22 protein-coding genes are annotated in these 26961 nt (G+C 67.4%); 11 read left to right on the top strand and 11 right to left on the bottom strand.

Features of this window, described 5'->3' with window-relative positions:
* Window positions 1-26: 26 nt before the first annotated feature.
* The 4 genes from FFS15_RS01970 to FFS15_RS01955 are packed head-to-tail and all read right to left on the bottom strand — an operon-like array spanning window position 27 to window position 6156.
* Entirely contained in the window at window positions 27-854 is an 828-nt protein-coding gene (locus tag FFS15_RS01970) for a PaaX family transcriptional regulator C-terminal domain-containing protein (protein WP_137843307.1), read from the bottom strand.
* A 49-nt stretch (window positions 855-903) separates the two neighbouring features.
* Window positions 904-2550 (bottom strand): AMP-binding protein, encoded by a 1647-nt coding sequence (locus FFS15_RS01965; RefSeq protein ID WP_137843306.1) that lies wholly within the window; start codon window positions 2548-2550, stop codon window positions 904-906.
* Window positions 2547-4616 carry an acetate--CoA ligase family protein gene (locus FFS15_RS01960; RefSeq protein WP_249353634.1) on the bottom strand — a complete coding sequence of 690 codons (2070 nt, stop codon included), beginning with the start codon at window positions 4614-4616 and terminating at the stop codon, window positions 2547-2549. Before FFS15_RS01960 ends, FFS15_RS01965 begins: the two co-directional genes overlap by 4 nt.
* Window positions 4603-6156, bottom strand: coding sequence for an FAD-dependent monooxygenase (locus tag FFS15_RS01955; RefSeq protein ID WP_137843304.1), 1554 nt, complete (start codon window positions 6154-6156; stop codon window positions 4603-4605). Before FFS15_RS01955 ends, FFS15_RS01960 begins: the two co-directional genes overlap by 14 nt.
* 271 nt (window positions 6157-6427) lie before the next feature.
* Between FFS15_RS01955 and FFS15_RS01950 the strand changes: the two genes are divergently transcribed.
* From FFS15_RS01950 to FFS15_RS01930, 5 genes are read left to right on the top strand one after another with little or no spacing between them, the layout of a single operon-like run.
* Window positions 6428-7369, top strand: coding sequence for an ABC transporter permease (locus tag FFS15_RS01950; RefSeq protein WP_137843303.1), 942 nt, complete (start codon window positions 6428-6430; stop codon window positions 7367-7369).
* Window positions 7366-9237 (top strand): dipeptide/oligopeptide/nickel ABC transporter permease/ATP-binding protein, encoded by a 1872-nt coding sequence (locus FFS15_RS01945; protein ID WP_137843302.1) that lies wholly within the window; start codon window positions 7366-7368, stop codon window positions 9235-9237. Before FFS15_RS01950 ends, FFS15_RS01945 begins: the two co-directional genes overlap by 4 nt.
* Window positions 9234-10091, top strand: coding sequence for an ATP-binding cassette domain-containing protein (locus FFS15_RS01940; RefSeq protein WP_137843301.1), 858 nt, complete (start codon window positions 9234-9236; stop codon window positions 10089-10091). Before FFS15_RS01945 ends, FFS15_RS01940 begins: the two co-directional genes overlap by 4 nt.
* Complete coding sequence (locus tag FFS15_RS01935) at window positions 10088-11224, top strand: serine hydrolase domain-containing protein (RefSeq protein WP_137843300.1); 1137 nt, start codon at window positions 10088-10090, stop codon at window positions 11222-11224. The genes FFS15_RS01940 and FFS15_RS01935 overlap by 4 nt, the downstream gene beginning before the upstream one ends.
* Window positions 11221-11871 carry a TetR/AcrR family transcriptional regulator gene (locus FFS15_RS01930; RefSeq protein WP_171013050.1) on the top strand — a complete coding sequence of 217 codons (651 nt, stop codon included), beginning with the start codon at window positions 11221-11223 and terminating at the stop codon, window positions 11869-11871. The genes FFS15_RS01935 and FFS15_RS01930 overlap by 4 nt, the downstream gene beginning before the upstream one ends.
* Window positions 11872-11892: 21 nt before the next feature.
* On the opposite strand, the gene FFS15_RS01925 is transcribed toward FFS15_RS01930, so the two are convergent.
* The 3 genes from FFS15_RS01925 to FFS15_RS01915 all read right to left on the bottom strand — a co-directional run bounded on the left by FFS15_RS01925 (window position 11893) and on the right by FFS15_RS01915 (window position 16831).
* On the bottom strand, window positions 11893-12813 hold the full coding sequence (locus FFS15_RS01925) for an alpha/beta hydrolase fold domain-containing protein (RefSeq protein WP_137843298.1): 921 nt from the start codon (window positions 12811-12813) through the stop codon (window positions 11893-11895).
* Window positions 12806-15181, bottom strand: coding sequence for a glycoside hydrolase family 3 C-terminal domain-containing protein (locus FFS15_RS01920; protein ID WP_349290444.1), 2376 nt, complete (start codon window positions 15179-15181; stop codon window positions 12806-12808). The genes FFS15_RS01925 and FFS15_RS01920 overlap by 8 nt, the downstream gene beginning before the upstream one ends.
* 141 nt (window positions 15182-15322) lie before the next feature.
* Window positions 15323-16831: an ABC transporter substrate-binding protein gene (locus FFS15_RS01915; protein ID WP_249353632.1), complete on the bottom strand. Its 1509-nt coding sequence runs from the start codon at window positions 16829-16831 to the stop codon at window positions 15323-15325.
* 173 nt (window positions 16832-17004) lie between these two features.
* Between FFS15_RS01915 and FFS15_RS01910 the strand changes: the two genes are divergently transcribed.
* The 6 genes from FFS15_RS01910 (at window position 17005) to FFS15_RS01885 (ending at window position 23635) form a co-directional block, all read left to right on the top strand.
* Window positions 17005-17661 (top strand): TetR/AcrR family transcriptional regulator, encoded by a 657-nt coding sequence (locus FFS15_RS01910; RefSeq protein ID WP_171013049.1) that lies wholly within the window; start codon window positions 17005-17007, stop codon window positions 17659-17661.
* Between the two features lie 63 nt (window positions 17662-17724).
* Complete coding sequence (locus FFS15_RS01905) at window positions 17725-18363, top strand: isochorismatase family cysteine hydrolase (protein ID WP_137843294.1); 639 nt, start codon at window positions 17725-17727, stop codon at window positions 18361-18363.
* A 26-nt stretch (window positions 18364-18389) separates the two neighbouring features.
* Window positions 18390-19292, top strand: coding sequence for a PRD domain-containing protein (locus tag FFS15_RS01900; protein WP_137843293.1), 903 nt, complete (start codon window positions 18390-18392; stop codon window positions 19290-19292).
* Between the two features lie 181 nt (window positions 19293-19473).
* Window positions 19474-21336 carry a beta-glucoside-specific PTS transporter subunit IIABC gene (locus FFS15_RS01895; protein ID WP_137843292.1) on the top strand — a complete coding sequence of 621 codons (1863 nt, stop codon included), beginning with the start codon at window positions 19474-19476 and terminating at the stop codon, window positions 21334-21336.
* A gap of 15 nt (window positions 21337-21351) precedes the next feature.
* Window positions 21352-22776 (top strand): glycoside hydrolase family 1 protein, encoded by a 1425-nt coding sequence (locus FFS15_RS01890; protein WP_137843291.1) that lies wholly within the window; start codon window positions 21352-21354, stop codon window positions 22774-22776.
* Between the two features lies 1 nt (window position 22777).
* Window positions 22778-23635: a Cof-type HAD-IIB family hydrolase gene (locus tag FFS15_RS01885; RefSeq protein ID WP_137843290.1), complete on the top strand. Its 858-nt coding sequence runs from the start codon at window positions 22778-22780 to the stop codon at window positions 23633-23635.
* Here FFS15_RS01885 and FFS15_RS01880 read toward each other — a convergent pair.
* From FFS15_RS01880 to FFS15_RS01865, 4 genes are read right to left on the bottom strand one after another with little or no spacing between them, the layout of a single operon-like run.
* Window positions 23632-24678 carry an LLM class flavin-dependent oxidoreductase gene (locus FFS15_RS01880; RefSeq protein ID WP_137843289.1) on the bottom strand — a complete coding sequence of 349 codons (1047 nt, stop codon included), beginning with the start codon at window positions 24676-24678 and terminating at the stop codon, window positions 23632-23634. The two genes, FFS15_RS01885 and FFS15_RS01880, sit on opposite strands and share 4 nt — an antisense overlap.
* Window positions 24675-25328 carry a hypothetical protein gene (locus FFS15_RS01875; protein ID WP_137843288.1) on the bottom strand — a complete coding sequence of 218 codons (654 nt, stop codon included), beginning with the start codon at window positions 25326-25328 and terminating at the stop codon, window positions 24675-24677. The genes FFS15_RS01880 and FFS15_RS01875 overlap by 4 nt, the downstream gene beginning before the upstream one ends.
* Window positions 25325-26239 (bottom strand): VOC family protein, encoded by a 915-nt coding sequence (locus tag FFS15_RS01870; protein WP_137843287.1) that lies wholly within the window; start codon window positions 26237-26239, stop codon window positions 25325-25327. Before FFS15_RS01870 ends, FFS15_RS01875 begins: the two co-directional genes overlap by 4 nt.
* A 52-nt stretch (window positions 26240-26291) precedes the next feature.
* Window positions 26292-26870: an NADPH-dependent F420 reductase gene (locus FFS15_RS01865; protein ID WP_137843286.1), complete on the bottom strand. Its 579-nt coding sequence runs from the start codon at window positions 26868-26870 to the stop codon at window positions 26292-26294.
* Window positions 26871-26961: the final 91 nt, after the last annotated feature.

Genomic DNA, 26961 nt, shown 5'->3' with positions numbered 1-26961 from the left:
GTAACACGTTGAAGCGCAGAAGTGTGTTACATGTTTTGGATGCGGAGCTCGGGTGCTTCCACATCGGAGCCGACCACGCCACTGACGTAGGCGACGGCTGCGTCGGAGAGTGCGCGGTGGACCGTCAGGAACAGCTCGTGGGCGGTCGCGCCGGGCCATCCGGCAGGCCGCAGGGCGACAGGCAGCGACGGGTCGCGGAACGGGAAGTGTCGATAGGTCGAGACGATCTCGGTGCGAACAGCGAGCGCGGAAGGCCCCTCGAGCCCCGACGACGCGTCGAGCAGGTGACGATGGCCCTCGATGAAGCCGAGATAGTCGGACTCGAGCAACGAGAGATCCCAGCAGCGGGCGACCAGCGCTCGATCGGCGTCGAGGTCGTCAGTGCGGCTGGTGAGCACATCGACGGTCGCCGCCGGGAACTCGGCCTGCAGCTTGAGCGCCTCTCCCCGCACGTCGCGGGGCGAAAGCCACGTGGATGGCGTCAGCGGGCCGAACCCCAGCCAGGCGAGCTTCTTCTTGACCTGCTCCCGGACGGTGCGGTCGGACTCGGGTGTCTGGAAGACCACCTGCGTCCACCAGCCGTCCCACTCGTCCTCGTAAGGTGCGAAGATTCGCGCTCGCCCCTCGTCGAGGATCTCGAGCAGGTGGTCGCTGAGACGATAGATCGTCTCGCGACCGACGCGGCGCGTCGTGAACCAGCCCTCCTGCTTGAGTCTCGACAGGGTCATACGGGTGGCCGCGGGTTCGACTCCGAGGGCGCCGAGGAGGATGACGAGGTCGCCTGCCTTGGCTTCGGAGTCGACGTATCGGAGGTAGTCCCCGAAGATGTCGAGGATCAGCGCCCGAGGCTTCATCGGCGTCCTCCTTCGCGTCCGGTCGGCGTCGCCCATCGTAAGCGCTGCGTCATCCGATCGCTGCGAGCCGTGCGGCGATCGTCTCCCGGAGCGCGCGCTTGTCGATCTTGCCTACCTTGGTCAGCGGCATCGAGTCGACGACTTCGAGGCGTTCGGGCAGTTTGAACGCGGCCAGCCCCTGACTCGTCATGAAGTCGCGGACCGCCTCGAGAGTCAACGGGTCGCCGGCGAGCAGCGTGACGAACAGGCACAGGCGTTCGCCGAGGACGGGATCGGGCATGCTGACGGCGGCCGCCAGGTCTACCTCGGGGATGCGATAGACGATGTTCTCGACCTCCTCCGCCGAGATCTTCTCGCCACCGCGGTTGATGATGTCCTTGTCCCGACCGAAGACCACGAGGTTGCCGTCAGGACGTCGCATCACGATGTCGCCGGAGCTGTACCAGCCGCCGGGGAAGGCTCGCTCATTGTGGTCCGCCGCACGGAAGTATCCGCGTGGCGTGTACGGTCCGCGAGTGAGGATCGTGCCGGTCGTGCCGTCGGGGACGTCGCGACCGGCCTCGTCGACGACGCGGATCTCGTCCTCAGCCGAGACCGGGCGACCTTGGGTGCGGGTGATCACGTCGTCCGGATCATCGAGCCGCGTCATGTTGATGAGGCCTTCCGCCATGCCGAAGACCTGCTGCAGGGTGGCGCCCAGCTCGGGACCCACGCGTGCGGCGAGTTCATCCGGCATGCGGGATCCGCCGACCTGGAGCACCCGTAGGGTCTCCAGCGCGTCTCCGCCGTGTTCGTGGTGGTGCTCGAGCCATCTCTGCGCCACCGCCGGCACGGCAGCGGCGAGGGTGACTCGCTCGCGCTGGATCGTTGCGAAGGCGCGAACCGGTTCCGGGCTCGGCAGCATCACGCTCGTTCCGCCGGAGAAGAGCGCGCCGAGGACGCCCGGGCACGCAAGCGGGAAGTTGTGGCTTGCCGGGAGCGTGCCGAGGTAGACGGTGGTGTCGTCCACGCCGGTGGCCGCGGACGTGGCCCGGACGTTGTACGCATAGTCGTTGTGGGTTCTGACGATGAGCTTAGGCAACCCTGTGGTCCCGCCCGACAGGAGGAAGCAGGCGGGAGAGTCGGGATGCGGTTTCGCGGAGTCCCGTCGGCCGCGGGCACCGATGTCGCCGTCGGTCCGCAGCAGCCGCCGCAGATCGACGGCATCGCCTCGCGCCTCACCGTCGACCAGGATCCGTCGAACGGACGGAACCTCGGCCGCGATCTGCTCGGCGAGGGCCTGATGGTCGAAGTCCTTCATCGTCGAGGGGACGACCAGGGCCACGGCGTCGGCGTGGTGCGCGAGATGGGTGAGTTCATGGGAGCGGTGCGCCGGCAGCGCCATCACCGGCACGATTCCGGCGCGGAAGCACGCGAGGGTGAACACCACGAACGGCCAGTCGTTCGGGAGCTGGACGAGGATCCTCTCACCCGCAGTGAACCCGAGCGCGAGAAGCCTCTCGGCAGCCTCGTCCATGCGCGCGACGAGCTCGCGATAGGTCATGCGCGTCTCGCCGCTCACGAGCGCGACCTTGTCGGGGCTGCTGTCGGCGGCATCCAGCACGTATTCGCCGAGTGTGCGGTCCTCCCAAAGTCCTGCTGCGCGGTACCGTGCGGCGTCTTCCTCGGGCCAGGGCGTGATGTCAGGCGCGGTCACGAGGCGACTCCCGTCGTGCTGGAGGTGGCCGCGACGACGACCGCATCCAGGGCGATGAGCCCGTCGGCCGTCACGCGGAGTGGGTTGATCTCGATCTCCGCAATGCGACCGTCCGCAACGACCTGACCGAGCGACATGAGAATCCGGCCGAGCTCGGAGCGATCCACCGCCGGTGCACCTCGATACCCGTCGACGAGATCGACGGCGACGAGATCGTCGATCATCGTCGATGCTGCGCGCTCACTCAGAGGCGCGGATCGGATGGCGACATCGCCCATGACCTCCGCTGCGACACCACCGAGCCCGACCACCACGACGGGGCCGAAGGCCTCGTCGATGCGAGCTCCGACGACGAGTTCGACCCCGGCATCCGCCATCTCCTCCACCAGGAACTCGGACGCACCGATCGATTCGAGGGAGTCGAGCGCGGCATCCATCGCCTGGGGCGAGTCCACCCCCAGGACGACACCGCCGATGTCGGACTTGTGGAGGACATCGGCATCCACGAGCTTCACGGCGACCGAACGCCCGAGCGTCGCGAGGGCGGCCTGGGCTTCGGCTCGCCCCGCGCACCGGAGACGGATCGGGGTGCGGATGCCGAGCGTGCCGAGGAGGTCCTTCGCGCGGATCTCGTCCCAGTCGCCGTTCCACCCGTCGACAGGTTCGGGCGTGAGCGCCGCGTGCGAAAGCACCGGCGCGTCGTCGAGCACCGCGCGCAGTCGGGCGTCTTCGGCAAGGGCGGACAACGCACGAGCGAGGGGCGTCGGCCCCCGGACGATCGCGATCCCCGAGTCGCGTGCCGAACGGCGCGCAGCAGCGACATCAGCGGACGTCCCGTCCACGGCGACCACAGCGGGGATCCCTCCCTCGCTCGCCAACCCGCGGGCGACCGCCCGGGGAAGGTCGATGACCTCCTCCGTGATCGCGTACACGCCGATGATGTCGATGCTGGGATCCTCGCTCACGACGGCGACGACGTCGGGGAAGGACTCACCCGGCCGACCGGTATCGACGGGATTGCCCTGGAATGTCAGCGGTGGCAAGTGGTCCGACAGCCTCCGCGCGCTGTGCGCAGACAGCGGAGGCAGCGTCCATCCGTCGCCGAGAAGTCGGTCGGCGACGACCAGGCCTGGTCCTGCCTGGCCCGTGATCAGGCCGATCCCCGGCGCGCGCTGCGGACGGGCGCGTCCCTTCGACAGGGCGATCGCGGCCGCGACGGCATGAGCTTCGTCGTCGACGACGACAGCGCCTGCCTGGCGCAGCAGCGCCCTGGCCGTCCGCCACGATGTGGTCAGTGCTCCCGTGTGCGACTGGGCGAACTCCGCCACATCGTTGCGCCCGACGATGAGGGCGACGACCGGCTTGCTGGCCGCCAGCGCCGCGACGGCATCCACCAGGTCGCGCCCGTCGGGGATCGACTCCACGTGGAGGATGACCGCGCGGGTCTGCTCGTGTGCGGCGAGATAGCGGAGGACGTCGGGCGCCGTGACATCCTGTCCCGCTCCGAGCCCGACCCCGAGACTGACCCCTGCCCCCTCCTCCTGCAGGCCGAACGAGAGGACGTGGTTGATGCCTCCGCTGGCTGCGACGACGGCGACCGAACCCGACCCGAACTCGCGAACGCCCGGGACGAAGCTCGCGAAGAGGGCGTCTCCGGGCACGAAGAACCCCGAGGTGTTCGGGCCGAGCACCCTGATGCCCGTCTCGGCGATCACAGCGTCGAGGTCCTGCGCGTACCCTGACCCGGCACCGCCTGCTTCGGCGAACCCACCGGCACAGACCAGCGCGGCACGAACGCCGGCGTCGGCGCTCTCGCGCACGGCGGTCGCCGTCACCGACGCCGGCACGCACATCACCGCCAGATCGATGTCCGCTGTCGAACTGACGGCCTCCGCGATCGAGCCGAACATACCCGGCGACGGCCGCGCGTTCACGAGTCGCACGGATCCCGCATACGACTCGAGCGACTGAGCCATCGCGTGACCCAGCTTCCCCGGACTCGTCGATGCGCCCACGATGACCACCCCGCGCGGCTCGAACAGCGCGGTCAGGTCAAGCGCCGACACGAACGGCCTCCGTTCGGGCGACCGCGTCGGCGCGACCGGAGAGGATGAGCGTGGCGGCAGCCGCGTCATTCAACTCGTCGTCCAGGATGATCGTCGGGATGCCGCGCTCGAGCCGCAGCCGTTCGGCGATGAGGCTGCGGCTCAACGCGCTGCCTCCTTCGACGAGCACGGCATCCGCCTCATCGATGGCCGGAAGCGCGTCGACGAGATGACTGTCATCGGGGGCGATGAGCACCTTCACGTCGCGGCCGACCGACCATGCCTCACCCGTGCCGTCCTCAAGAGTGCGATTGTCGTCCCGGCCGCGCACCGTCAAGTCGCGGGCGCTCAGAACCCCGCGGGCGGTGCGCAACGGCGTCGCCAACGGCGGCGCGCCGTGCGCGCGATCCCACGCGTCCGTCACCGCATCCGCGAGTCGCGGATCGCGTCGGCGCACGCGGTCGATGTCGATGCTCCGCGAGAAGAAGTGGAACGCGAAGTCGAGCGGCTTCAGAGCGTCGTAGTAGAACGCGAAGTGCTCCCACCAGCTCAGACTCGGCGCCGCGGCCGCTTGGATGCGGGCGACATCGGGCTGGCGTTCCTCTTCATATGCGCCGAACGCGGCTTCGAGATCTTCTGGCGACGCCGAGATATGCTCGGCGAGCGAGATCGCGTCCTCCATCGCCATCTTGGTCCCGGAGCCGACGGAGAAGTGCGCGGTGTGCACGGCATCACCCAGGAAGACCACGTTCCCGGTGTGCCACCGCGCGGTGCGTCGGGTGCGGAAGTTCGCCCACCGCGAGTTGTTCGCGACCAGCGGCGCACCCGAGATATCGTCCGCGAAGAGCTCGCGGAGGTACTGCTGCGACACCTCGTCGGACGTGCCGGGCGGGGAAGTCATGTCGAAACCGTCGAGGCCGGCCTCGCGCCACGTCTGCTCGTCGGCTTCGACGATGAAGGTGCTGAGCCCTTGACCGATCGGGTAGGCGTGCGCGGCGAAGTTGCCGTGGGGTCCCTTCTGGTGCAGGAACGACAACCCGTCGAAGCGGTGGGTCGTGCCGAACCAGATGAACTTCGCCGCCGCCGTCTCGACCTCGGGCTCGAGCTCATCAGCCAACTCGTCCCGCAGACGCGAGTTCGCGCCGTCCGCGGCGACGACGACGTCGAACGACGCGCGCAGTTCCGCGAGCGGAGGTGCCTCGACACCGAAGCGGAGGTCGACACCGGCATCCGCTGCGTTCTGCTGAAGGAATCGCAAGAGGATGCGCCGATGGATCGCCGCCATGCCGTTCCCGGCGAACTCGAACGACTCACCACGGAGCCTGACATCGATGGTGTCCCAGTGGACGCCTTCGCGCTCGAGCGCCGTGTGCAGGATGGGGTCGGCGGCATCGATCTTCTGCAGCGTGCGATCCGAGAAGACGACGCCGAACCCGAACGCGTCGGACGCCTGATTGCGCTCGAAGAGCACGACCTCGATGTCTGGTCGAGCGCGCCGCAGGAGCGTGGAGAAGAAGAGCCCGCCGGGGCCGCCGCCGACACAGGCAACACGAATCGTCATTGATTGTCCGTCCTATTCGCTACCCGATCATCATGCAACAGATTTACGCGCATGGTCAAGAAGGTGTTATATATCCGGAGATCCTCACATCTCGTACGAATCCAAATGAAAACCGAACACTAAGTCGGCTTTCATGTATTCTGTCCCCGAGAGGCGGTCCACAGGGGCACCGCCGTCTGACGGAGGGACCGAAGATGTTCCGATCGATCGAAGCACGGCACACGGGTGCCGCAGAGATCCCTTCTCCACTCTGAGACAACCTGGAGCACCCATGCTCGTGTTCATCGTCCGCCGGATCCTCGCCGGCATCGTCCTCCTCTTCGTCATATCGGCCCTCGCGTTCGGGCTGCTCTATGTAGGCAGCGCCAACATCGCTCGGCGTATCCTCGGGCAGAACGCATCCCTTGAGCTCGTGCAGCAGAAGGCGCAGGAACTCGGCCTCGATCGGCCCGTCGTGGTGCAGTACTGGGACTGGCTGACCAACGCGATCACCGGCGACCTCGGCCGGTCGTGGTTCAACGGCCAGCTCGTCACCGTGAGCCTCTCGGGGCGAGTCGCCGTGACGCTCTCACTCGTGATCGGCACGACGCTCGTCTCGGCCCTGCTGTCGGTGATCCTCGGAGTGCTTGCGGCTCGTCGGGGCGGATGGATCGATGGCGGAGTCCAGTTCATCTCGGTGCTCGGCTTCGCGATCCCCGGCTTCCTCATCGCGCTGTACCTCGTGCTGATCTTCGCGATCAACCTCGGCTGGTTCAAGGCCACCGGCTACATCCCGATCACAGAGTCCGTGACCGGCTGGCTCTCGTCGGTGACTCTGCCGATCATCGCCCTCTCGCTCGGGGCCATCGCGGCGGTGACTCAGCAAGTGCGCGGCTCGATGATCGACGCGATGTCGCGCGACTACGTCCGCACGCTCCGCTCGCGCGGGCTCGGCATGGGCAGCGTCATCTACAAGCACGTCCTTCGCAACGCCGGCGGACCGGCGCTCGCGATCCTCGCGGTCCAGTTCATCGGCCTTCTGGGCGGCGCGGTGATCGTCGAGCAGGTCTTCGCCCTACCCGGAATGGGCCAGCTCACCGTACAGGCGGGCACCCAGGGCGACATCCCGGTCATGATGGGGCTCGTCGTCGCCTTCGCCGTGATCGTCATCATCGTCAACCTCATCATCGATCTCGCGCAGGCTGCGCTCAACCCGAAGGTTCGTCTGTCATGACCGCCATCGAAGTCCCCCTCGCCGTCCCCACGCCCCACGTCACCACGTCGCTCTTCCGGCGGCTGGTACGCAAGCCCGTCGGGCTCGCTGCGCTGATCTACCTCGGGTTCGTCGTGCTGATCGCATTCATCGGCCCACTGATCGCGCCCTACGACCCGAACACCGCGTCGATTCCGCTCGTGCTCGCCCCGCCGAGCCCCGAGCACCCGCTGGGCAACGACAGCGCAGGCCGCGACGTGCTGTCGCGACTGCTGTGGGCGACGTCGGTGACGTTGGCCGCAGCATCCGTCGCCATCGTCACCGCCCTGGCGATCGGCGTCATCGCCGGCCTCATCGCCGGCTACTTCAAGGGCTGGTTCGACTCCGTCGCCTCGTGGACCACGTCCCTGGTCATGGCTCTTCCGGCGATCATCGTTCTGATCGCGGCGCGCGCAGTCCTCGGCCCCTCGGTGTGGTGGGCGATGCTCATCTTCGGAGTCATCCTGTCGACCGCTTACTACCGCCTGGTGTACGCGGCGGTGGTCGGAGTCCGCAGCGAACTCTACGTCGATGCCGCTCGCGTGTCCGGGCTGAGCGACATGCGAATCATCGGTCGCCACATCCTCTCCGTCGTGCGGGCGCCCATCGTCATACAGACGGCGATCATCGCCGGCATCGCGATCGGCATCCAGTCCGGGCTCGAATTCCTCGGCCTCGGCGACATGAGTGTTCCGACGTGGGGCTCGATGCTCAACGACGGTTTCGCGAACATCTACCGCGCACCGATCCTGATGCTGTGGCCCTCGCTCGCGATCGCCACGACCTGCGTGGCGCTCACGCTGCTCGCCAATGCCATGCGAGACGTGCTGGAGCGCACCGTGAGTGTCCGACGCCGGGGGCGCCGAGCCGTCACGACGGCGACCGGGTCGATCGCAGCCGTCACGACATCGATCGCCATGGGCGGATCGGATGCCGCGCCCATCGACGACTCGATGGAACTACCGGTCATCGCCGAGACGATCGTGCACGAAAGCACGGATTCGGCGGCCGATGCCGGCCAGTCGGTGCTCATGATCCGCGACCTTCGCGTCGCGTACCAGCAGACCGAGGGCGAAGACATCGAGGTCGTCCACGGCGTCTCGCTCGACATCCGCAAGGGTGAGATCCACGGGCTGATCGGAGAATCCGGTTCAGGCAAGACGCAGACCGCGTTCGCGGTTCTCGGCCTCCTCCCCCGCGGCGGCCACGTGTCGGGGGGATCGATCGACTACGAGGGCACTCAGCTCGCCGATGCCGGTGAGCGAGCCTTCTCGGGCATCCGCGGCAAGCGCATCGGCTACATCCCGCAGGAGCCGATGTCGAACCTGGACCCCTCCTTCACGATCGGCTACCAGCTCGTCGAGCCGCTGCGGAAGAACCTCGGGCTCAGTAAGAAGGAGGCGACGGAGAAGTCGCTCGCACTCCTCGCCCGTGTCGGCATTCCGAATCCGAAGCGCACGTTCGATGCGTATCCGTTCGAGGTGTCGGGCGGGATGGCCCAGCGCGTGCTCATCGCGGGGGCGGTGTCGACCGATCCCGACCTCATCGTGGCCGACGAGCCGACGACTGCTCTCGATGTGACCGTGCAGGCCGAGGTGCTCGACCTGCTTCGCGACCTGCAGCGCGAGCGCCACATGGCGATGCTGCTGGTCACGCACAACTTCGGCGTCGTCGCCGATCTGTGCGACCGGGTGACGGTCATGCAGCAGGGTCGCTTCGTCGAGCAGGGTCCAGTGCGCACCATCCTGGGTTCGCCGGCACACCCGTACACGCAGTCTCTGCTGGACGCGCTGCTGGACGACGGCCCCGCCCGACCACCACTCGCCGCGATCGAAGGAGGACGCTCATGAGCACGCTGCTGGATGTCCAGAACCTCACCGTCGAGTACCCCGGCAAGGGTTTCCGCGCGAAGCCGTTCCAGGCCCTCAAGGGAATCTCACTCGACATCCGACCCGGCGAGACCGTCGGGCTGGTCGGCGAGTCGGGCTCAGGCAAGACCACACTCGGCCGCGCCGTACTGGGGCTCGCCCCGGTGACAGGCGGATCCATCACGTACCAGGGCCGCGACATCAGCAACCTCGGCCGTCGAGAGCGGCGCGCCCTCTCGAGCGAGATCCAGGTCGTCTTCCAGGACCCCTACTCGTCGCTGAACCCGTCGCTGACCATCGAGCAGATCCTCTCGGAGCCGCTCACCGCGAGCGGCACCCCGTCCAAGCAGGCGAAGGCCCGGGTCCGCGACGTGCTCGAGGCGGTGGGCCTCCCCTCGAACGCCGCGAGTCGCCTGCCGCGTGAGTTCTCCGGCGGCCAGCGACAGCGCGTCGCCATCGCGCGCGCACTCACCCTCGATCCCCAGCTGATCGTGTGCGACGAACCGGTGTCCGCTCTCGACCTCTCGACGCAGGCGCGCGTACTCGACCTGTTCATCGAGATCCAGGAGCGAACCGGCGTCGCCTATCTGTTCATCACGCACGACCTCGCCGTGGTCCGCCACGTCAGCCACCGGGTCGCCGTGATGTATCGCGGCGAACTGGTCGAGACGGGCGACTGCGACCAGGTGACCGCCCGGCCGCAGCATCCGTACACGCAGCGACTCTTCCTCGCCGCACCCGTCCCGAACCCCGACGCGCAGACTGAGCGTCGCCTCGCCCGCCGTGCCCTCATCGACAGTCAGGCGGCGCTGGATGCCGACGGGGCCGCAGCATGACGGCGGAGATCGTCCATCCGGGCTTCGAGCCGGTGCGCGAGGAGCTCATGCGCATGGTGGAGGCCGATCCGCACTATTCCGCGCAGTTCTGTGCGTATGCCGATGGAGTACCGGTCGTCGATATCTGGGGTGGGAGCGAGATCGACGGGGAGTCGATCCAGGGAGTCTTCTCGGCGACGAAGGGCATCTCCGCGATCTCGCTGGCGCTTCTGCTCGAACGCGGTGCGCTCGATCTGGAGGCACCCGTCACGCGGTACTGGCCTGCGTTCGCCCAGGCGGGGAAGGCCGACATCACCGTGCGCGTCGCGCTGTCCCACCAGGCCGGACTGATCGGCATCGATGATCCGCTCACGTTCGAGCGCCTGACGGATCACGACGCCTTCGCCGGTGCGCTCGCTGCGCAGTCACCCTTCTGGCAGCCCGGCGCGGCACATGGCTACCATGCCCTGACCATCGGGACGATGATCGACGAGCTGGTGCGACGGATCGACGGGCGGTCGGTCGCCGATTTCTACGCGCAGGAGATCGCGACACCTCTCGGAATCGACTTCTTCATCACCACCCCGGATGCGCAGGAGGATCGCGTCGTCGACGTGCTCCCCGCGAAGACGGTCACGGGCACCGACGCCGCGACGGAGGCGATCGACGACGAACGCTCGCTGATGGCGGTCGCGTTCAGCGGGTCCGGCTGGGACCCGTTCGATCCACCGCTTCCGAATCGTCGGGCGGTGCGGGCAGCAGGCCTGGCCGCCGTCGGAGGCGTCGGCTCAGCCCGTGGTCTGGCGCGGGCGTACGCCGCCTGCGTCAGTGAGGTGGACGAGACCTCACGCATCCTCTCCCCCGCGACCGTTGCCGAGATGAGCCGCCTGCAGACCACCGGCTCCGACCTCGTGCTCGGCTTCCCGACTCGGTTCGCGATCGTCTTCCAGGTACCCGACGAGCGGCTGGCCTACGGGAGCTGGCGCGCATTCGGTCACGACGGTGCCGGCGGCGCGATCGGCGTCGCCGACCCCGAGTACGGCCTCGCGTACGGGTACATCCCGCGGCGGATGAGCACGCCCGGCGGCGCAGACCCGCGCGGGCTGGCGCTCGCACGCACGCTTCGACGATGTGTCGAGGCCGGCCGACGGTGAGCACCCGGCGGACCGACCTCCCCAACGAAGGCGCGGGGACTCCGATGGTGCGCGGTCCCTATCGGAAGACCGCCGAGACCCGCAGCGCCATCCTCGACGCGGCACTCGAAGTCTTCGCGGGTTCGGGATTTCATGCGGGTTCCCTGCGCGATGTCGCACGCCGCGTCGGCATGAGCAACGCGGGAGTCCTGCACCACTTCACCGACAAGGAGACGCTTCTGGCGGCGATGCTGGACCATCGTGATGAGGTCGACGTCGAAGAGGTCCGACGCCTCACACGTGATGGCGAATCCGCCCTCCATGCGTTGATCGACCTCGCGAAGTCCAACCAGACCAAGCCCGAGATCGTCCGGCTGTACGCGATCCTCTCGACCGAGGCGACGGCGCTGGACCACCCCGCGCACGAGCATTTCGTCGTTCGCTACACGCGCACGCGCGCTTTCGTCCGCGAGGCGTTCGAGTCGCTCGAGAACCTTGGGCACCTCGCACCGGGCGTGACCGCCGAGTCCGCCGCGATCGGAACGATCGCGATGATGGACGGACTGCAGACGCAGTGGCTCATCGATCCCACGGTGGTGGACATGCCCGCTCAGCTCGCGGGCTACCTGAGTTCGGTGACACGCATCGACTTCACGGCAGCGGGCTGACCGCCGACCGACGGATCGCGATCACCGGACCTCGTTGAGAAACGCGAGCCAGCCCTCGATCGCATCGACCGCACCGGGGTGGTTCGGCTCATCCAAGAACCCGTGCTGGGCGCCGGTTTGGGTCACGCACTCGACATCGACGCCTACGGCGGCGAGCTGACGAGCGAACAGCTCGCCCGACGCGCGCATCTCGTCCGCCTCCGCGTTGACGATTCTGACGGGCGGAAGATCGTGGAGCTCGATGTCGCCGGGGAACGCGTACCGCGACGACGCGGCCGCATCGCCGACGTAGTTCGCGTTGAACGCCTCGACCACTGTGGGTGTGAAGTTCACCGGCGGCGGATTGGAGGCCAGCGCCGCCGTGAGCCCCTCGCTGAGAGGCGGGAGCTCGGTATGCAGGAGGGGGTAGGCGAGGACCAGCGACCGAGGCATCGGGCGTCCCTCATCGCGCAGTCGCTGGGTCGCTGCCGTGGCGAGGTTGGCGCCCGCGCTCGCACCGCCGAGGTGAAAGCCGGTCACCTGCGCGCCGAGCGGCTGAGCCGCACCCGTGACCCACTGCCACGCCGCGATCACTTCGTCCAGCTGAACCGGGTACCGGACTCCGCGGAGCGCCTTCCGATAGTCCACCGACGCGACGGGGATGCCGCGTGAAGCGATGACGAGCGATACCCAGTGCGCCTCCGGCATATCGAGATCGCCGCCGACGAACCCGCCGCCGTGAATCCACACGAGCGCGGTCGTACCGGCGCGAGATGGGTCGGAGTAGAGGCGCACCGGCACGTCCCCGTGCGGTCCGACGACGTTCACCTCGGTGATCTCGACGGACGAGAGTGTGGGATCCGCGCTCACGAGCGACTCCGTATCCAAGCCGCGCCTCGGATCCGCCGGCGGCCCGCTCGCTTCCAGCTGCCGGATGAAGCCGGCGACATCGAACTCAGGCATCTTCCACCTCCTTCATCGCTTCCGTCGTCTCCCACGTCAGCGAGAGCGGCAGGTGCTCGACCGATCCACCGATGCGGAGCGTGAAGGCGCCCGGCTCGAGATTCCACCCATCGTCCCAGTGAGCGAGGCGGCGGGGGTCGATCGCGATGCGGCACGCCACGCGCTCCGCCGGCTCGGCCGTGACGACGGCGAACCCGACCAGCCAGCGGACCGGTCGCTCTACCGCGGAGTCCGGGCGCTCGGCATACACCTGCACGACGTTCTTGCCCGGGCGCCGTCCCGTGTTGGCCAACGTCACGACGAGGTCGTCGCCGTCGCGTTCCACAGAAGTCCACGACCAATCGGTGTAACCCAGTCCATGGCCGAACACGAACGCGGGTGCAGTGTTCGCGCGGAGCCACGCGCGGTAACCGACGTGAATCCCCTCGTCGTAGTTCAGGACCCCGTCGACCGGGACCACGTCGCGCACAGGCACCTCTTCAAGAGCGCGCGGCCACGTCGTCGGAAGCCGTCCGCCCGGTTCGACAGTGCCGGTGAGGATGTCCGCGAGCGCGGGGCCGAACTCCTGACCGCCGAAGTAGCTGACGATGACGGCGGCCGCGCGGTCGGCCCACGGCAGGAGCACCGGGGCTCCTGCGTTGACCACCACGATCGTGCGGGGGTTCGCGTCGATGACGGCTCGCACCAGATCATCCTGTCGCCCCGGAAGGTTCAGATCCGACCGGTCGTAGCCCTCGGACTCGACTTCTGTGTCGGTCCCCACCACCACGACAGCGACGTCGGATTCCGCCGCGAGGCGGGCCGCGCTCTCGATCAATGCGTCCGCATCTCCGCGCGGGGGAACGATGCCGAGGGCGACACTCAATGCGTCGAGCGGCAGGCCGTCGTCGCCGTCGATCGAGAACACGATGCTGAGCTCGATCGGCACCCCCTGCCGGACCGCCACATGCGCACTCAGCACGGGGGGCTGGAGGAACGCCGCCCCGAGATCCATGCCCTCGACGGCAGGACGTCCCTCGATGAGTGTCGACCCACCGACGCTCATCGCCGCATGATTCGACGCGGCGAACCCCAGCTCGATCTCGCCGTCGGTGTCGGGTGTGAAGATCGTCGACACCCGCAGCGTCGCGCTCCGCGCGAGGGGGGCGTCGCCGCCGAACCACACCAGGGCCGTCGACCGACGATCATCGGCGAACAGCTCGCTCCCGGCGGCGTCGGCGAAGCTGATGCGCACGCCGGGCTCGTGCGTGACGGGGTTGGTGAGCTGGGCCAGGGGCAGCTCCATCAGCGTGTGCGACAGTTCCGCACCCACAGCGAATCGCACCTGCGTATCGGGCACGGCTGCGCGAAGCGCGTCCAGCGGCGAGATGACCCTCTCGGGAATCACGGTCGCGCTGCCTCCGCCTTGCGTGCGGGGTGCGCGGGCCGGCTCGCCGATCACGGCGATGCTCCGCGCCACCGCGGGGTCGAAGGGCAGAATTCCGTGGTTCGTCAGCAGCACGGAGCCTGCTGCGGATGCCTCGCGCGCGAACGACACACCGTCGAACGCGGCCTGCGGCGCCGGCTGCTGGTCGCCCAGCGCGCCGACGCGCTCGGCGAGGAGCAGGATCCTCAGCACCTTCCGATCGAGGTCGGCCTCATCCACGATCCCGTCACGGACGGCCGATCCGAGTTCCGACCACGACGTGTGCGGGCCGGGCATCGCAAGGTCCTGCGCGGCGGGCACGGCCGCGAGGCTTCGGACCGCAGTCCAGTCACTGATGACGACGCCGTCGAATCCCCATTCGTCGTTCAGCGGAGATTCGAGCAGATCGCTCTCGGTCATCGTCACGCCGTTGACGGCGTTGTACGCGCTCATCATTCCCCACGCTCCCGCCTCCACGGCGCGTTCGAAGGGCGCGAGGTACAGTTCGCGCAGGGCGCGCGCGTCGACCCGGACGTCGACGGTGAAGCGGTCGGTCTCGGAGTCGTTGGCGACATAGTGCTTCGGCGTCGCCGCGACGCCGTTGGCCTGGAGGCCGCGCACATAGGCAGCGCCGATCCGACCGCTGAGTTCAGGGTCCTCGCTCAGGCACTCGAAGTGGCGGCCGCCGAGCGGCGAACGGTGCAGATTGATGGTGGGGCCGAGCACGATGTCGACGCCCTTTCGGCGCGCCTCCACAGCGGATGCCACGCCGTACCGCTCGGCGAGCTCCTCGTCCCACGAAGCGCCGAGCGCCGACCCGGAGGGGAGGTTCAACGACGGCAGCCGTTCGTCCCATCGCGGACCGCGCACGCCGGCGGGCCCGTCGGAGAGTGTCATCGCCCGCAGCCCGATGGACGGGATCGGAGCGGTGGTCCAGAAGTCGGCACCCTGGACCAGTTTCACCTTGTCGTCGAGGGTCAATGCAGCCAGGAGGTGGTCCAGGTGAGCATGGGAAGCGCGCAAGAGGGAGTCCAGTTCTGGGGTTCGTTCGGCGACAGCGAGGAAGGGCGGACGGGACCGTGGTCCTCGTCCGCCCCTCGCCTGCTACTGCGCGGGCGTGATGTCGAAGATCGACGGAACGATGTTCGTGGCGTTCAGCGTCACGGCCGTCGTCTCTGCGTTGTACGCGTAGCCCGCGCTGACGCGGTAGTACGGCGCGAACCAGCCCTGCTCAACGATGTAGGCGTTGAGCTCAGCAGCCTTCTCATCCTGCGTCGCCTTGTCGCCGTTCTGGATCTCGGAGATCAGTGCGTCCGTGGTCTCGTCGCCGAAGCCGAACGGGTTGAACGGTGCGGTGCGCGAGATCATGAACTGGATCAGCTGCCAGTCGGCGTTCGTCTCGAGCTGCATCGGCACGGCGGCGTACTTCGGAGCGGTCAGGTCAGCGATGTAGTTCTCCACCGGGGTGTCCACCCAGTTGACCGTGATGCCGACGTCGGCGAGCTGCTGACCGATCAGCGGGAACTGGGCGGCGCCGAGGACCGCCGTGCTCGACATCTCGAGCTCAAGCCCATCCTCGAAGCCGGCCTCGGCCAGGAGCTCCCGCGACTTCTCGGGGTCGTACGAGTAGAACGAGTCGAGCTCAGGGTCGTATGCCGCAGACGCCTTGTTGAAGACCTGCGTGGTCACCGTGCCGTTGCCGAGCTGGAGCGCCTCGAGCAGGCCCTCACGGTCGAGGGCGTAGTTGATCGCCTGGCGAACACGCACGTCGCCGATCGCCGGATCCAGCTCGCCCCCACGGTCCAGAAGCAGCAGCCCCTGGAAGTTCAGCTCGCTCGCCTCGATCGTGAAGCCCGCCGCCTCGACCTGGTCGAGGTTGTTGTTGTCGGTGAGCACCATCGTGTCGACCTCGCCGGCCTGGATCGCGTTGATTCCGGCGGTCGGGTCGGCCAGCACGTTCATCGTGACGGTGTCCCAAAGCTGGACCTCGGTGTTCCAGTAGTCGGGGTTCTTCGTGAAGACGTAGCTCGTGCCGGTGGTCGTGGCGTCCTGATTGAGGACGTAGGGTCCCGATCCGACCGGGTTGGTCGCGGCATCCTCGGCGTCGAACGTCGAGGGAGCGGCGATGAGGCCTGCTTCACGGCTGAGATACGCCAGGAGCGCGGGGTCGGGCGCGCTCAGCGTCAGCACGACTGTCGTCTCGTCGGGCGCCTCGAATGCATCGACGTTCGCAAGATCGCCGGCGTAGGCGCCGCCGCCGTTCTTGAACCGCTCGAGGTTCTCGACGACGACCTCGGCGGTGAGCGGGGTTCCATCGGTGAACTCGACATCGTCGCGGAGCGTGAGCGTGAGCTCCTTGTTGTCGTCGGAGTAGACGAACTCCGTCGCGAGGTTCGGCTCGATGCTGCCGTCGGACTCACCGTAGAGCAGGGTGTCGTAGACCGCCTGGTAGTAGAGCGCGCGGTTGCCCCACTCGGCCTGGGTCACCTCAAAAGTCGCGGGTGCGAGGAACTGCCCGATGATCACCGATGTCGGCTCGTCGTCGGGGGTTGATTCGTCGGCGGCAGAGCATCCCGCCAGCGCGAGGGCGGCCACCGCAAAGGTGGCAGCCATGGTCTTCCAGCGGAGCATCTTCGGCCCTTCTGTCTGCGGCAGTCCCCCATGGACTGCTTCGGATGGAAGGTACCACGAATTCCGACCAGGTGTCCTGTATTCGTAATCGAGTTGTGATCATCGGCACTCTCACGACTGGCGTGTGCATGTGGCCGTGGCTACGGTTGAGCACAATGGCTGACACCGCACAACCCTCCCTCAAGCCGCGCGGGCCGTATCGGAAGACCGCGGCAACCCGAGTCGCGATCCTCGAGGCGGCGCTCGAGGTCTTCTCGGAGTCGGGTTACCACTCCGGCTCGCTCCGCGACGTCGCGCGGCGCGCCGGGATCAGCAATTCAGGACTCCTGCACCATTTCCCCGACAAGATCGCGCTCCTCGACGCAATGCTCGATCATCGCGACGAGGTGGATGCCGACGCGATGCGGCAGTACACCCGCGACGGCAAGAGTGCTCTCCATGCGCTGATCCATCTCGCTGCCGCCAATGCATCGAAGCCCGGGATCGTGAAGCTCTACGCGATCCTGTCCACTGAGGCGACCGCTGCCGATCATCCCGCGCACGACCACTTCGTCTCGCGCTATGCCCGCACACGGGATTTCGTGAGAGAGGCCTTCACATCCTTGGCCGACACCGGCCACCTGGCTGCCGGCGCGACGCCCGAGTCTGCCGCGATCGGCACCCTCGCGATGATGGACGGCCTGCAGGTCCAGTGGCTGCTCGATCCGGAGCGGATCGACATGCACTACGAGCTGGCCTTCTACCTGTCCACGGTGACAGACATCGACTTCGTCGCCGAGCTCATCGAGGCGGATCGGCTTCCCCCGCAGTAGGGCTGCTGTCGGCCATATTGCATTCCGAGGAATACATTCGCCGACCGTGCGTTCTCGCTCACCATGACAGAGCCCACGCGTAACCTCCCGGCGATACTCGTCGTCGACATGCAGAACGACAATCTCCACCCGGACGGGGCTTTCGCCGCATTCGGTGCGGCCCAGCATGCAGAGGAGCAGGACGTGATCACCAACGTGAGAGCGGTGCTCGACTCCGCCCGGTCTGCCGGCGCCCCCGTCTTCCACAACCGCATCGTCGCGTTCCCCGTGCCGGCCGGGCTGGGCGGCGCGAACGCACCGATCTTCCGGATGATCGGACCCGACAGCCTTCGAGCGGGTACGTGGGGCGCTGACATCGTCGACGGTCTTGACCCCCGCGACGACGAACCGGTCCTCGACCGCATCCGGATGAGCGCCTTCCACGGCACCTCCCTCGATGTGATGCTCCGCAATCTCGAGGTGACCGATGTCGTGATCGTCGGCGTGTGGACGAACATGGCGGTCGAGCACACCGCGCGTGATGCCGCAGACCACGGCTACCGGGTGACGGTTGTCTCGGATGCGACCTCCAGCATCAACGCCGACTGGCAGCGGGTCGCACTCGGCTACGCGCTGACCAACATCGCGACGATACAGACAGTCGCGGAAGTCCGAGCGAGCTTCTCCGGCTCCACGACTGCAGTGGTGACCCCGACTCCGTGACGAGCACTGCGGCATAGGATTCCCCCATGACGGCCGACGAAGGCGCCGGGCGCAGGTCGGCGCGCGCTGCGCACAAGGTGCTCAACAACAACGTCGTCATCTCGGTCGACGAGTCGGGCCGCGAGCGGGTGCTCATGGGCCGCGGCATCGGCTTCCAGCTCAAGCCGGAGGATCACCTCGATCCGGCAAGGATCGAGAAGACGTTCATCCTCGAGGACGGTGCCGAGGGGGATCGCGCGCGCCGACTGCTCACGGATGTGCCGTACCCGATCGTCGAGGCGGTCACAGCCGCGGTGGATGAGGCGGAGCGGATGCTGGGGCGTGATCTCGGCCGCCGAATCCTGCTCGCGGTCATCGATCACGTCCAGTACGTGCTCGAGCGGCTGCAACAGGGCGTGCGCATCCCCGCGACGTCCATGCCGGAACTGCGGGTGCTGTTCCCTCAGGAGTTCGGTGCCGCAGTCCTGATGGCCTCATCGATCAGCTCGCGTCTCGGCACCGACCTGCCGGAAGAGGAGTCCGTCTTCCTGACGATGCACCTCCTCAACGCGACCCGCGACGAGCCCAACGGCACCGCCGCGCTGCTGTTCAGGCGCGTGCAGCACGTCGTTTCCACGGTCGAGTCGGGTCTCGGTGTCGCCCTCGACACGACGAGCGCCGACTACGCGCGGTTCATCCTCCATGTCCAGTTCCTGCTGCAGCGGCTCGTGGCCAGGACCATGCTCCGCGGCAGCGACTCTTCATTCTTCGAGTTCGCCAAGCGCAGCTACCCGCGATCCTTCGCCATCGCAGAAGACGTGAAGGCCTACGTCCGCGCGGCGACGGGATCGGAGCTCACCGACGAGGAGGTGCTCTACGTCGTGGTGCATGTCGAGCGCCTGGCCACGCAGCTCGCGTTTGAAGATCCGGGCGATCCCGTGATACCGTGACGTCCGCAGGGCAACGCTGTCCTGCGGAAGTCTCCGGATTGTTACTGCGGACGCAGGCAAAACCTGAACTCACATGGCCGAAAGGTCGTGAACGAGTTCAGGTTTTTTTGTTGCCCTGGCGCCGACGGAGCCTTCTCGGACATGACGGCCGCGCAGGCGCGGCAGGAAGCACGTGAGTTCGATGGATCATCAGAAGACGGCCGCCGGGGTCCTCCAGGGCGTCGGCGGCGAAGAGAACGTGCAGTCCCTCGTGCACTGTGCCACGCGACTGCGATTCGTGATCAAGGATGACGCGAAAGTGGACAAGGCCGCCGTCAAGGCGACCCCCGGTGTGATCGCCACGGCGGAGGCCGGCGGCCAGTACCAGGTGGTCATCGGCAACGATGTGCCCGAGGTCTACGCCGAGATCGGCAAGATCTCCTCTCTGACGGGGAACGGTCCGAGCGCGGCGTCCAGCGCCGCAAAGGAGGCGCCGAAGGGAAACCCGCTCAACAGGTTCATCTCCATGATCTCGGCGATCTTCACGCCGCTGCTGTGGGCTCTGGCCGGCACCGGTCTGCTGAAGGCGTTTCTCGCGGCCGCGGTGACCTTCGGCTGGATCGACACGACCACCACGACGTACACGGTACTGAACGCACTCTCGGACGCGTTCATCTATTTCCTGCCGCTCGCGCTCGCCATCACCTCGGCGAAGTACTTCGGCGCCCAGCAGTTCACCTCGCTGGCACTGGCCGGAGCACTGGTCTACCCCTCGATCGTGGCACTCAACGGCTCTCCCGACCTGACCTTCCTCGGCATCCCGTTCACGATGGTCAGCTACGTCTCCAGTGTCATCCCGATCATCATCATCGTCTGGCTGCAGTCGCACATGGAGCGCTTCCTGTACGCGAAGCTGCACTCCTCGATTCGTCGCTTCGCCACACCGATGGTGATCGTCCTCACGCTTGTGCCCCTGACGTTCCTCGTGATCGGACCGATCTCCAACCTGATCAGTGGAGGACTCGCCGGAGGGATCGGATGGCTCTTCGAGGTCGCCCCGTGGCTCGGAGGAGCCGTGATGGGCGGCATGTGGCAGGTCTTCGTGATCTTCGGGCTGCACTGGGGCTTCATCCCGCTCTTCGTCGTCGAGATGCAGGACACCGGCCTCATCCTCATGCTCGCCCCCGTGTTCGCCGCTGTGCTCGCTCAAGCTTCCGCCGTCGCCGGCGTGTGGGTCCGAACGCGCAACAAGAACCTCAAGTCCCTCGCAGCCCCGGCAACCCTGTCAGGCTTCCTGGCCGGGGTCACCGAGCCCGCGATCTACGGCGTGAACCTCCCCCTCAAGCGCCCCTTCGCCTTCGGTGTGGTCGGCGGAGTGATCGGCGGTGCGCTCCTGGCCGCCGGCGGCGTCGCCTCCAATGCATTCGTGCTCGCGTCCGCGCTCGCGCTGCCTGCGCTGTTCGGCACCGGAAGCACGCTCCTGCTCATCCTCGGCCTTGCGGCCGCGATCCTCATCCCCTTCCTGCTCACCGTCCTCGTCGGTTTCAAGGACCCCGCCGAGGACGCCGTGGTGGCGGCCGAGGGCAACGACGTCGAGGTGCGCAGCCCGCTCGACGGCACCGTGGTGCCACTGTCGGAGACCCCGGACGCCGTGTTCGCGGAAGGGGGCCTGGGTCAGGGCGTCGCGATCGTCCCCCGATCGGGTGCCGTCTATGCGCCCTTCGATGCCGTGGTCGTCGCCGCGTTCCCGACCGGGCACGCCGTCGGACTGCGTCACGCCGACGGCGCCGAACTGCTTATTCACGTGGGAATCGACACGGTCAAGCTGGGCGGCAAGCACTTCACCCTCAAGACCGAGACCGGTCAGCACGTGAAGGCCGGCGATCTGCTCGTCGAGTTCGATCTCGAGGCGATCAAGGCCGCGGGCTACGACCTGACGACCCCCGTGGTGGTCACCAACTCAGACCTCTACCCTGAGGTCGGCAGTCCGGCGTCCGGACCGATCGCGCACGGGGATCCTCTGTTCTTCGCGCAGGCCGTCGAATCGATCGTCCCCGAGAAGTAGAGGGCTGGGAGCACCATGACCACGAAGACCACACCCTTCCCGGAGGGGTTCCTCTGGGGCGGCGCCACGGCGGCCAACCAGGTCGAGGGCGCCTACAACGTGGGAGGCAAGGGCCTCTCCGTCCAGGACGTCCTGCCCCACGGCGGGATCGGCTCGGCTCGGAGCGCCGGCCCCACACCCGACAACCTGAAGCTCGAGGCGATCGACTTCTATCACCGTTTCGCAGACGACATCGCCCTGTTCGCGCGGATGGGCTTCAAGACCTATCGCTTCTCAATCGCATGGAGCCGCATCTACCCGAACGGCGACGACGCAGAGCCCAATGAGGAGGGCCTCGCCTTCTACGACCGTGTGCTGGACGAACTCGAGAAGCACGGCATCGAGCCTCTGGTCACGATCTCGCACTACGAGACGCCGCTCCACCTCTCCGATGCCTACGACGGGTGGGTGAGCCGTGACCTCATCGGGTTCTACGAGACGTACGCGCGCACCCTCTTCGATCGCTACGGTTCGCGCGTGACCTACTGGCTGACCTTCAACGAGATCAACTCGCTGCTGCATGCGCCGTTCATGAGCGGCGGCATCAGCACCCCGAAGGACATGCTCGGCGAGCAGGCCCTGTACCAGGCCATGCACCACGAGCTGGTCGCGAGCGCGCGGGCCACCCGCATCGCGCGCGAGGTGGCCCCGAATGCCCGCGTGGGCTGCATGGTGCTGTCGATGCCCGTCTACCCGTTGACGCCCGACCCCGCGGACGTGCTCACCGTCATGGATGCCGATCACGCGAACCTGGTCTACGGCGATGTCCACACGCGAGGAACCTATCCCGGCTACTTCCTGCGCACTCTCCGCGAGCGGGGCATCGAGCTCGAGATCACCGATCAGGATCGCGAGGATCTGACCCACACGGTCGACTTCGTCTCGTTCAGCTATTACATGAGCGTGGCTGAGACCGCCGATCCGGCGAAGAAGGTCGCAGGTGCGGGGAACATCATGGGTGGGGTTCCCAATCCCACCCTCGCCGCCAGCGAGTGGGGCTGGCAGATCGACCCGGTGGGTCTGCGCATCGTCCTGAATCAATTCTGGGACCGCTGGCAGAAGCCGCTGTTCATCGTGGAGAACGGCCTCGGCGCCAAGGACGAGCTCGTCGATGTCGACGGGGTGAAGACCGTGATCGACGACTACCGCATCGCCTACCTCAACGACCACCTCGTGCAGGTCGGCGAGGCGATCGCCGACGGTGTCGAGGTGATCGGCTACACATCGTGGGGGTGCATCGACCTCGTCAGCGCCTCGACGGCACAGCTGAGCAAGCGCTACGGCTTCATCTATGTCGATCGCAATGACGACGGCACCGGCACGCTGGAGCGCTTCCCGAAGAAATCCTTCGACTGGTACGCCGAGGTCATCGCGACCAATGGCGCCTCGCTGACCCGCTGAGATGGCTTCCCCCCGCATCGTGTTCCTGGACGTCGACGGCACGCTCATCGACGGAGGCGAGAGAATCGCTCAGACGACCGTCGAGGCGATTCGCAGGGCTCGCGCTGACGGCCACCTCATGTATCTGTGCACCGGACGCTCGAGGACCGAGATCTACCCGCAGATCCGTGCGATCGGATTCGACGGCACCATCAGCGCAGGAGGCGGGTTCGCCGAGATCGGCGACGACCTCGTGATCTCCCGCACACTGCCCGAAGAAGCGACGACGCGCATGGTCGCGTTCTACGAGGAGGCGGGGTACGACTACTACCTGCAGTCCTACGATGAGGTATATCCGAGTCCGGGAATGCGCGATCGCTTCGTGAAATACCTCGCCGAGGACCTCGCTCGCCAAGGCGACCCCCGGCCCGATCTGTTGGCCGTCGCCTCGGAGAGCGACCACCCGGCCCTCCGGGCATTCGACCACATCCGCCCGATGACCAGCACCGGGATCGCCAAGTCGCTGTTCCTCGCCGACGATCAGCGGGCGTTCGAGCGCGTCAGCGAAGCGTTCCTGGGCGAGTTCCACGTCATCACCGGCACGATTCCGCACATGGGGCCTGCTAGCGGCGAGGTCACGCTCCACGGGGTCAACAAGGGCTCCACCATCCTCCAGCTGCTCAACCTCCTCGGCATGGATGCCGGGTCGGCCATCGGCATCGGCGACAGCGCGAACGACGTCGAGATGCTGGACGTGTGCGGCGTCGGCATCGCGATGGGCAACGCCGACCAGGCGATCAAGGCTGCCGCCGACGAGGTCACCACATCCGTTCTGGACGACGGCGTCTGGAACGCGTTCCGCCGCCATGGGCTGATCTAAACGGGGGCTCCGCTTCCGATCGCCCTGCGGACGGCCGGGAGGACCTCGGTGGCGAGGAGTTCGATGGAACGCAGCGTGTCGACTTGGGCGAGCCCTCCGAGGCCGACCTGCGCGAGGAACCGGCTGTGGCCGAGCGCCTCGTGCTCCCAGAGGATCTTGTCCACGATCTCGGCGGGGCTCCCTGCGAACAGTGCGCCCCGCGGACTCGCCCAGGTATCGAAGGCGTCCCGATCCAGCCGCCCGACGCGTGGCATGTTCTGACCGATGTACGACGAGTAGTGCGGATAGAACTCGTTGCGGGCACCCTGCGACGTGCGCCCCACGTGAAAGTGCGACGTGACGCCGATGCGAGCGCCCTCATGCCCCGCGGCGTCCGCTGCGCGGCGGTGGAGCTCGGCGAGCGGCACGAACCGCGCCGGGTCGCCGAGGATCGCGAGGTAGACCGGGAGGCCGCGGGCGCCTGCCCGCACAACCGAGTCCGGCGTTCCGCCGACGGCTACCCAGATCGGCAGCGCCTCCTGGAACGGTCGCGGCCACACTCCCGCGCTGTTCATCGCCGGGCGCGTCGTGCCGGTCCACGTGACGGGGTTCTCGTCACGGATCTTCAGCAGCAGGTCCAGCCGGTCCTCGAAGTACTCGTCGTATCGGTCCAGGTCCTGTCCGAACAGTGGAAAAGACTCGATGTAGGCGCCACGGCCCGCCGTGACCTCGGCCCGACCCTTGCTGATCAGGTCGAGCGTGGCGAAATCCTCGTGGACACGCACCGGATCGGCGCTGGAGAGCACAGTGACGGTGCTCGTCAGGCGGATCCGGTCGGTACGCGCTGCTGCCGCCGCGAGCACGACCTGGGGTGATGACACCGCGAAGTCGGCCCGATGGTGTTCTCCCACTCCGAAGACGTCGAGGCCCGCATCGTCGGCCACGCTCGCCCACTCCAGCAGGTCGCTCAATCGCTGCGCCGCGCGCATCGGAATGCCGTCCGCGTCACGCGTGAGCTCGCCGAAGGTGAAGATGCCGATCTCGAAGGGCGATGCTGCGCTCATCGTGCGCCGACCGCATGAGCCCCGACGTGCGCGCGAAGGAAGCCACGCACGTCGTCCACCTCGGCTGCGCTGATGCCGTGCCCCAGCCCGGGGTAGATCTCTTCCACCAGAGTCGAATGCTGCGGAAGGTAGGTGGCGGTGCGTGCGATCGCGGCCGAGGCGATGACGCGGTCCTCTGCCCCGCGGCCCCAGAAGAGCGGCGGCCTGGTCGTAGCGAGCGTGTCGTCTCCCGGTTGGGGCGAGCCCTGGACGAAGCCTCCGAGCACGACGGGAGCCAGCACCCGTTCGGGTCGCGTGCGCAGAAGCTGGCTGGCCATCAGCCCGCCCTGTGAGAAGCCGACGGGAATCACGCAGGCGTCGGGATCCACATGCTCGTCGACCCAGGCCCAGACGGCATCGGTCGCCTCCGCGACCGGCTGGGGGTCAGGGTTTCCGGGCGTCACGATCTCGAACCAGGCCGCTCCGCCGTTGCCGACCTCATGCGGCGCACGGAGGGATGCCCACGGAAGTGCGAGATCGAGCGCAGGGGCCAGGCCGGCGAGGTCCCGCTCGCTCGAGCCGAAGCCGTGGAGGAAGAGCATGACCGCCCGGTAATCCCCGACGTGCGAAGCGAAATCGGGTGAGCGCAGGTCGCGCAGCGCAGTGTTCATCGGGCGAGCATCTCCTCGGTGGTGAGATCGGGAAGGGAGACCGTGACGGCCGTTCCCCAGGGGTCGGAGACGGCGACGGATCGACCGTCACCGCGGAAAGCGATCGACCGCGCCCGAAGCCGCGCTTCAAGCGATTCGAGCTCGGAGACGGTAGGAACGGTCACGGCGACATCGCCCAGGCCCAGGCTGGCCGCGCGCGGCCCCGCTCCCCTGCTGTTCCAGACGTTCATGGCGATGTGGTGGTGATAGCCGCCCGCCGAGGCGAAGATCGCGCCGGGGTAGCCGGTCTGCGTCGCCTCGAAGCCGAGCGCCTCGACGTAGAACGCGCGTGCCGTGGCGAGGTCGCCGACTTGGAGGTGGACGTGACCGACCCGTCCGGCGAGTGCGGGCCCGGCATCCGTCCGTTCCTCCGTCAAGTGCCGCTGGAGGAATGCATTCGGGTCGAGATAGTCGGTGGTGATCTCGATCTGGGTTCCGCGACGGATCCACTGCTCGCGGGGTCGATCGACGTAGAGTTCGACGCCGTTGCCCTCCGGGTCGGTGAAGTAGAAGGCCTCGCTGACCAGGTGGTCGCTGGCACCTGCGAATCGGCTCCGCGGATCCTGCGCCGCCCGGTAGACCGTGGCGGCCAGGCTGGCCTGATCCTCGAGAAGGAACGCGGTGTGGAACAGCCCGGCCTGATGTGGATCGACGCCGGGAAGGTCGGGAGTGTGCACCAACCGCACGAGAGGAGTCCGACCTCGACCGAGAACCCGACGGGTCTCGCCTGCTGATGCACGCTCCTCGAGCGGCTCCATGGCGAACGCGCGCGCGTAGTAGTCCGACATGCCTTCCAGGTCTCCGACGCGGAGCGTCACAGCCCCCATCGAGCTGTCTGGATGCAGTACGCGATCGTCTGTCTCGGCGATCATGATCGGTGCTCCTCTCTGGTGGCGGGGCCGGTCGCCCGGCCCCGCGTCACGGTCAGCGTGCGACGGCGAAGCCGCCGGTCCAGCTGATCTTCTCGCCGACGGCGAGGGTCAGCTGAAGGAATCCGAGCGCCTCGAGCTCGTGGGCTCGCGCGAGCGAGCCGGCGTCGATCGCCTCGATGCCCCCGGCGGTGATCGCCGCAGCAAGAGCGCCCTTGGCGGAAGAGTCGTCTCCGGCGATGAGCACCGTCGTCGGAAGGCCGCCGACCTGCTTGCCGGCGAGCGTCGCGGCGAACGTCGTGTTGAACGCCTTGAGGACCTTGCTGGTCGGCAGCTTGGCCTGAATCTCAGCCGCCGCCGAGCTGCCGACCGGCACCACGAGCGAGTCGAAGGTCTCGAAGTTGAGCGGGTTGGTGATGTCGACGACGATCTTGCCATCGAGCTGGTCGGCGTAGGCCGCGATGACCTCATCGACCGCTCCGTAGGGGACAGCGAGGACGACGACATCGCCCAGGGCAGGAGCCGCGCTGAGCTGCTCCCGCGTGACGTGGCTGACGTCGCTCCCGCCTGCCGCGAGCACGCCGCCGATCGCGCCGCCCATGTTTCCCGTTCCGATGATCGTGAAGCTCGTCATGTCCATTCCCTCGTGTCCGTGCCGTGACCGGCATCCGTTTACTTGTACCTTGAACTATACATCAATTGCTTGTAGGTGCAACTTTCGGTTA

It is taken from the genome of Microbacterium sp. 2FI (assembly GCF_005502885.1).
In the GTDB taxonomy this organism is placed as follows: Bacteria; Actinomycetota; Actinomycetes; order Actinomycetales; family Microbacteriaceae; genus Microbacterium.
This window is presented reverse-complemented; position numbering and strand designations above follow the sequence as displayed.